The following is a 7,677-nucleotide window of genomic DNA, read 5'->3' as shown; positions in this document are numbered from 1 at the left end:
GGACGAGAAAACAGGCGAAAACATTACTTTATAGTGGGAGGAATGTGGTTGTGGAAAAGACGATTAAAAGTGTACAGGATCTATATGATATGCTCGATGCGGATTTCAGATCTGCCAAGCAGTTTTGGGAACCTTTCTATGAGGATCGGAACAGACCAATCCCCTTTTTCCCAAACAAACCGGATGAGAATCTGGTAGCGCACGTGAACGAAGGTGTGCTGAGCGGCGGCAAGGCACTGGAACTGGGGTGTGGCCCGGGCAGAAATGCGTTGTATTTAACCCGCCAAGGATATCAGGTAGATGCTTATGATCTTTCGGAGACAGCTATTGCTTGGGCTAAAGAGAGGGCGGCAGAGGAGCAACTGGATGTGCATTTTGAATGTCGATCTGTGTTCGAATTGTCCCCAGTGCAAGAATATGATCTTGTCTACGACTCGGGTTGTCTGCATCATCTGTTACCACATCAGCGTATTCCCTACATAGAGATGGTCCATAATGCACTCCGGCCTGGAGGATACTTTGGAATGACTTGTTTTGCTCCTGGTTTTGGCGATATTGGTGGGCCTGAGATCGTTATGAATGATTGGCAGGTGTATCAAGAGAAGTCGATGCGCGGTGGTCTTGCGTTCACGGAGGAGAAGCTTCGCTACATGCTGGAAGATGGCTTTGAATGTGTGGAGTTCCGTGCAATGAAGGCGATGGAGCAGCATGAACCATGTTTTGGTGTACCTTTTCTGTGGGCCACGTTGTGGAGAAAGAAAAACTCGTAAGAGTAGGGGAATAACATGCATTGAAAATAGAGGAGGAGTGGTATCGGAATGGGAACAGAAACAGGAAGAAGACACTTTATCATTACAGGCACATCCAAAGGGATCGGTTTACAACTTGCAGAGTTATTATTGGCTAAGGGGGATTACGTTTACGGTATTTCACGCGGGGGTTCGGATCTGTTGGAATCAAGCGAGGAATGGAGTGGGCGTTACCGCCATGTTCAGTACAATCTAGCCGACCTGAATGGGATCGATGATTTGGTTACACGCATATTGGACCAATTACCTTCTTAGGAAGCTGAATTCATTGGACTTATTAATAACGCAGCGATGCTAGAGCCTCTAAAACCTATAGATCAATGCAGTGCGGCAGAGATAAGTCAGAGTCTTAACATCAGTCTCGCAGCGCCGATGATATTAAGTTCCTCTTTTATTCAACAAACAAATCATCTGTCCGCCAGACGTAAAATTGTCAATCTCTCATCTGGTTCGGGAAGTTATCCCGCGCCTTCCATGACAGTGTACTGTACATCGAAGGCAGGCATGAACATGTTCACCCAATGCGTATCTTTGGAACAAACGGGTCAACAGAACCCTGTTGAGATTATTGCTTTTGATCCGGGGATGGTCGATACGGAATTGCAGGCTGTTGCACGAGGCAAAAGTGCAGAGGAGTTCGCTCTTGCAGGTATGTTCAATCAAGTATATGAAGCAGGACAATTAAGATCGCCACGAGACGTAGCGATGCAGTTAATTGAGCGGATCGACGAAAACAGTGATGCAAGCCATGTTATACACACTGTTGAGAGCTAATAGGATATACGTATTTCGGCTTGTTTTCTTTACGAAGTATGGGTACCTTTTGATATAAGCCCAACTTCCCTGTACACTGGAATCAGCGATCGGAAGAACGATTCGTAACGGTAAAGGTGATCCTGCAACAACGGAGTCTAATTACCTTATTCAACCTTAGAAGATCAGAAACGTGGTGAAGTCTCTTGTTTAAAATTATGCTCATTGAAGACGACGAATCGTTATTCAGTGAAATCAAGGAACGTTTGTCCCAATGGTCGTATGACGTGTATGGTGTGCAAGACTTTGGCAAGGTATTGCAGGAGTACAGCGTAATTCAGCCGCAATTGGTCATTATTGATATTCAGCTACCCCAATATGACGGTTTCCATTGGTGCCGGATAATTCGTTCGCACTCCAATGTGCCGATTATCTTTTTGTCCTCACGGGATCATCCTGCGGATATGGTCATGTCCATGCATTTGGGTGCAGACGATTTTATCCAGAAGCCTTTTCACTTCGATGTATTGATTGCCAAGATCCAAGCGACATTGCGGAGGGTGTATAACTATAATACAGAGCATATTGAACTCCGAACCTGGCGCGGTGCGGCTATTGAATATGTGAAAAATACACTGACCTGCGGGGATGAATCTGTCCTATTAACCAAAAATGAGATGTTCATCCTTAAAGTGCTGGTCGAGCACAAAAATCAGATTGTTACCCGTGAGGACCTCATCCGGAGCTTGTGGGATCACGAGCATTTCGTGAGTGACAATACGCTAACAGTTAACGTTAATCGGTTACGGAAGAAACTTGAACCCATCGGCTTGGAGCGGTACATTGAAACCAAAGTAGGTCAGGGGTACATGGCAACGGAAGAGGCAGAAGCATGATCGGAAAGTACATACGAGAAAGGGTTAGTTGGTTATGGCTACTGGTAAGCATGCAACTTATTATTTTATTGGTGGCCTACCTGGACTCGTCCATTCCATTCCAATCTGTGATGTATATCGTAGGACTAAATGTGGTGGTATGTCTTGTTTTTATCTGGGCGAGATACCTGAAAGAGACCCGTTTCTATAGAAAATTGAGCATCTGGGATCATACCTATGATCTGAGAGAACTCGATATCGCCGAAAGTCCATATGAGCAGATTGTACATGAGGCGGTCAGTTCCCAGACACAGCGGTATCGTAAGGAGACGTCACACCATTTTATCGCTCTGGAACAGGAGAAGGACGAGATGTTATCCTGGATTCATGAGGTGAAGACCCCACTGACTGCGCTGCAACTGATGATCGAGCGTTTGCCAGATGACAAGCTACAGAGCCAAATGACATATGAATGGTTAAGAATTCATCAGTTACTGGATCAGCAGCTTCATCAGAAGCGTATTCCGTTTATGCATAATGATCTGTTCATCGAAGAGACGGAACTTGAACCGGTATTGAATAGCGAGATACGAGCACTGAAATCGTGGTGCATTTCCAAAGGCATTGGCTTTGATGTGTCTTTAATGGTATCGCGCGTGCTCACAGACAGCAAATGGTTAGGCTTCATCCTCCGGCAGTTGTTGAGCAATGCGGTGAAATATAGCGATTCATCAGACATCCTCATTGAAAGTCGGGAACAGGATGGACACATCATACTCATGATTCAGGATCACGGGCGAGGGATTGAGACTCAAGATCTACCGCGTATATTTGATAAAGGATTTACGTCCACCCGAGGCAGAATGGATGGGGCGGCTACCGGGATGGGGCTGTATCTGGTTCGCCAGGTGGTCCAGACGCTGCATATGAACATTCATGTAGAATCTTCTCTTGGCGAGGGCACAACCGTCACACTTACTTTTCCGCGAAAAAACGACATGGTGCATCTTGCAGGCGTGTGACAACAATGTCACATGCTTTTTGGTTTTGTTCGGTGAATCACACGATAACACTGCACATTCCGATTATGATATAGACATGAGCATTTTGCAGAAGATCTAAGAGGAGTGAGTGTAATATGTGGATACTCGAAGCCAAAAAAATTCATAAAGTTTACGGTAATAAACTGAATAAACAGGAAGTGCTGAAGGGGATTGATCTTGGGGTAAATAAGGGAGAGTTTGTAGGTATTATGGGGCCTTCGGGTTCAGGCAAAACGACACTGCTTAACGTACTTTCCTCCATCGATCGGGTGAGCCAGGGCACGATTGATATTGAGGGCAAGGAATTCACCGGAATGAAGGAGAAACAGCTGGCTGAGTTCCGCAAACATCATCTGGGCTTTATTTTTCAGGAATATAATCTGCTGGATACCCTTACGGTGAAGGAAAATGTATTATTGCCGCTCTCGATCACGAGCATTCCAAAGCAGGAGGCACACCGGAGGTTTGAACAGATCGCGCGTGAACTGGGAATCTACGAATTGAAAGACAAGTATCCATCTGAGATTTCAGGGGGTCAGAAGCAGCGGACTTCGGCAGCACGAGCATTTGTCCACGAGCCAAGTATCATTTTTGCGGATGAGCCGACAGGAGCGCTGGATTCCAAGTCCGCTTCGGATCTGCTTGGCAAGTTAAGTGATATGAACAGCGCACGAAAAGCGACTATTATTATGGTTACCCATGATCCGCTTGCCGCAAGTTATTGCAGCAGAGTGATCTTTATTCGAGACGGTCAGATCTACACCCAGTTGAATAAAGGAGACGAGTCACGGCAATCGTTCTTCAACGATATTATCAAAACCCAGGGCGTATTGGGTGGTGTGCAGCAATGAGCTTGAATTATATTATCTTCCGCAATCTCAGGAAAAATCTAAAGAATTATTATCTCTATGTATTTGCGCTTGTGTTCAGTGTGGCCTTATATTTTTCCTTTGTGACGTTACAGTATGATCCTTCCATGGATGAGGTAGCTGCTTCAACGAAAGGTGCGGCGGCTATAGGCGCATCTTCGGTACTGTTAATCGTCATTGTCGGCATCTTTTTGCTCTATGCCAATACGATCTTTATCAAGCGGCGTAGCAAAGAAATTGGATTATTTCAATTGATCGGACTGACGAAAGGCAGAATTTTTGGTATTTTGAGTGCGGAGAATAGTATTCTCTATTTTGGCTCCATGGCTATCGGTGTGTTAATTGGGTTTCTTGCCTCCAAGCTGGTATTGATGATATTGTTCAAAATTCTCGGTGTGGATGCGATTACGAAACTGTACTTCTCTCCGATGGCACTCATGCAAACGGTGATTGTCTTTACGATGATGTATCTGCTCATCATGCTGATGAACTACACCTTTATCAAGAGACAGAGCATTCTCTCGCTCTTTCGGGTGTCGGCCACTTCGGAGCAGCAGGTGCAAAAGATGTCTGTCGGACAGATGATTGTTGGCGTCTTGGGTATTGCTCTGATTGTGTATGGATACTTCATGTCTGCACGGCTGTTCAGCGGTGAGGCAATGGATATGCAGCAGTTGATGTATACGATGATCCTGATTCTCTTCTCGGTCATACTGGGGACATACCTGTTCTATAAGGGTTCGGTAAGTTTTATCTTTAATCTGATTCGCAAAAGTAAAAACGGATACCTTACCATTCATGAGGTGTTGTCTTTATCTTCAATCATGTTCCGCATGAAATCTAATGCATTGCTGCTCACGATTATTACAACCGTGTCGGCGCTTGCTATTGGCATGCTGTCACTCAGTTACATTTCATATTATTCGGCAGAGGCTCAGGCGAAGGAAAGCTTGCCGGAGGATTTTTCATTTGCTCAGGTTGAGGTGAAAAATCGCTTCGTAGCTGAGTTGGATAATAGACAGATTCCATATGAAGAGAAGCATAGACAGCCCATTTATATTGAAATTGATGCTCATAAAGTGATGGATGAGTCCATGACGGAAAAGTACCTGTTCAGTAGTGTGTTGAGTGACAAGATGGTAGATAACATTGATCTGCAACCAGGCGAAGCGGTCTTCATGGGATACGGAAATGCCATTCAGCAGTTGATTTCCATTCAGGAGACAGGTCCAATTGTCTTGCATGGATTGAAGCGAACGCTAGACCAACAACTGATCGGAACCACCCAAAAGGGGGTTCTTCCTGGATACTATTCTGGGGGCACGCCTGTAGCGGTAGTAGATGAAACGGTATACCAGCAGCTACGGCAGGATCTCAATCCCAAGCTGCAAAAATCCGAGTGGGCTGATTACTATGGTGTACGTATTCTGAACGAGGGGCAGGCTGAAGAGGCATATGCCGTATATAAGGAGCTGAAGTTGGAAGCACCGAGCTTCTCCCAGATTGAGTTCAGAAATAACCAACGTAATAATATGGGACTGATTATGTTCATTGTTGGTTTCCTTGGTTTGACGTTCTTGATCACATCGGGATGTATCCTGTACTTTAAACAAATGAATGAGAGTGAAGAGGAGAAGGGCAATTATACCATTCTTCGTAAACTTGGATTTACACAAAACAATCTGTTGAGGGGAATTCAGATCAAGCAGTTGTTTAACTTCGGTATTCCGCTTGTGGTGGGATTGAGTCATAGTTACTTTGCCGTGAAATCAGGTTGGTTTTTCTTTGGTACGGAGCTGGCGACACCTACGGTCATTGTCATGATAGTCTATACATTGTTATATTCGATTTTTGGTCTGTTGTCAGTGTGGTACTATAAGCGGGTGATTAAGGAAGCTTTGTAGAATTGGAGTCAGGAGTATACTGATATAACAAAATAGGTTGATTTATGGGCGGCTGTGAAGTGTACAGACTGCCCTTTTTCTTTTTCTAAGTATAATGTTACATGAAAAAAAGGATGATTATGGAATCAAGTCGAAATGATGATAGAGTCCATGCTTCTGATTCATGTATAACGGTGAAACGAGGGGAGTGGAGTAGCGTGCTTGGAGTTCTATATGCCTCGAAGAAAGAGTTAAGTGAGACGATTCGACGCACCTATGAATTGTTTGAGGGTGAGTTCAATGACATCCATAACAGCGACAAAGATAAGTGGGTTGAAGGTGTGGACAAGACGCCTGCCCAGATGATCGCCTACCAGTTAGGATGGATGAACCTGGTGATGGATTGGGAGCGAAATGAACAGTTGGGAAATGAATTCCATATGCCGGCACCAGGGTATAAATGGAACCAACTGGGGCAATTAAATGAATCATTTTACGAAAAGTATTCAGGTTGTACGCTGGAGGAGCTGCGCTCTTTGTTTCGGGAGACAGAACAACAATGGCAGAACTGGATTGACTCGCTGAGCGAAGAGGAATTATTTGTACAAGGGATAAGACAGTGGACGGGGACCAAGCCCGGATGGGCTATGGTGAAGTGGATCCAGATTAATTCTGTAGCTCCTTTTAAATCCTTTCGGACCCGATTACGTAAATGGAAAAAAGGTCACTTAGCCAACATGGATGAGGGGAGAATAGATGTCTAATGAATCTGGCAAATAAAATCACGTTGGCTAGAATCGCGTTGATTCCATTGTTTATGATCTGTTTTCTCAATATGCAAAGCGTGATGATTGCACTAATTATATTTGCAGTAGCTGCAGGTACGGATAAATTGGATGGATATGTGGTGAGAAAATATAATCAGATCACGAATCTGGGAAAGTTGCTTGATCCACTGGCGGATAAACTGTTGAGATAAAAGGAGTGATTAGGAGATGTCTAAAGGAAATATAACCCCAAGTACCGAGCAAGATTCAGAGTATGTTCGCGAGCAACTTATCGCATTTAATGCTGCACATGTGAGTGAGGAATTAAGGCATCGGTACGAAGAACTGAATTTCAATATCAAAAATGAGACTGGCGAGATTGTTGCAGGTGTGCTTAGTACACTTTGCTGGAACTGGCTGGAGGTTGATATTCTTTGGGTGGATTCTGAACAACGGGATCGGGGATATGGTTCCCAGTTGTTGCTTGAAGTTGAGCGAATTGCGCGAGAGAAATCTTGTGATTTTGTCATGTTGAACACTTTCTCCTATCAAGCACCGGAATTTTACAAGAAACATGGCTACCAATTGATCACAACGATCGAGAATGCACCGACTGGACACAGTCATTATTATTTTAAGAAGGACCTCACTTAAGACAAAGCATGCGAAATAGGATAA

7 protein-coding genes and 2 pseudogenes are annotated in these 7,677 nt (G+C 44.4%); all 9 read left to right on the top strand.

The genetic code is table 11. The features are described from left to right. Window positions 1-89: 89 nt before the first annotated feature. Window positions 90-770: a class I SAM-dependent methyltransferase gene (locus tag D829_RS0115050; RefSeq protein ID WP_051153970.1), complete on the top strand. Its 681-nt coding sequence runs from the start codon at window positions 90-92 to the stop codon at window positions 768-770. 48 nt (window positions 771-818) lie between these two features. Then, window positions 819-1,583: pseudogene (locus tag D829_RS31125) on the top strand (SDR family NAD(P)-dependent oxidoreductase). 185 nt (window positions 1,584-1,768) lie between these two features. Next, window positions 1,769-2,458 carry a response regulator transcription factor gene (locus tag D829_RS0115040; RefSeq protein ID WP_017689733.1) on the top strand — a complete coding sequence of 230 codons (690 nt, stop codon included), beginning with the start codon at window positions 1,769-1,771 and terminating at the stop codon, window positions 2,456-2,458. Further along, window positions 2,455-3,459 (top strand): sensor histidine kinase, encoded by a 1,005-nt coding sequence (locus D829_RS0115035; RefSeq protein WP_017689732.1) that lies wholly within the window; start codon window positions 2,455-2,457, stop codon window positions 3,457-3,459. The genes D829_RS0115040 and D829_RS0115035 overlap by 4 nt, the downstream gene beginning before the upstream one ends. Before the next feature lie 116 nt (window positions 3,460-3,575). Next, window positions 3,576-4,331 carry an ABC transporter ATP-binding protein gene (locus D829_RS0115030; RefSeq protein WP_017689731.1) on the top strand — a complete coding sequence of 252 codons (756 nt, stop codon included), beginning with the start codon at window positions 3,576-3,578 and terminating at the stop codon, window positions 4,329-4,331. Then, a complete protein-coding gene (locus tag D829_RS0115025; protein WP_017689730.1) occupies window positions 4,328-6,253 on the top strand; it encodes an ABC transporter permease in 1,926 nt (641 codons plus the stop codon). The genes D829_RS0115030 and D829_RS0115025 overlap by 4 nt, the downstream gene beginning before the upstream one ends. A gap of 197 nt (window positions 6,254-6,450) precedes the next feature. Next, a complete protein-coding gene (locus D829_RS0115020) occupies window positions 6,451-6,996 on the top strand; it encodes a ClbS/DfsB family four-helix bundle protein (protein ID WP_017689729.1) in 546 nt (181 codons plus the stop codon). Next, window positions 6,996-7,205, top strand: a pseudogene (locus D829_RS0115015) (CDP-alcohol phosphatidyltransferase family protein); the annotation flags it as partial. The gene D829_RS0115020 and the pseudogene D829_RS0115015, both read left to right, overlap by 1 nt. 22 nt (window positions 7,206-7,227) lie before the next feature. Continuing rightward, complete coding sequence (locus D829_RS0115010) at window positions 7,228-7,653, top strand: GNAT family N-acetyltransferase (protein WP_017689727.1); 426 nt, start codon at window positions 7,228-7,230, stop codon at window positions 7,651-7,653. Window positions 7,654-7,677: the final 24 nt, after the last annotated feature.

It is taken from the genome of Paenibacillus sp. PAMC 26794 (assembly GCF_000316035.1).
Taxonomy (GTDB): domain Bacteria; phylum Bacillota; class Bacilli; order Paenibacillales; family Paenibacillaceae; genus Paenibacillus.
This window is presented reverse-complemented; position numbering and strand designations above follow the sequence as displayed.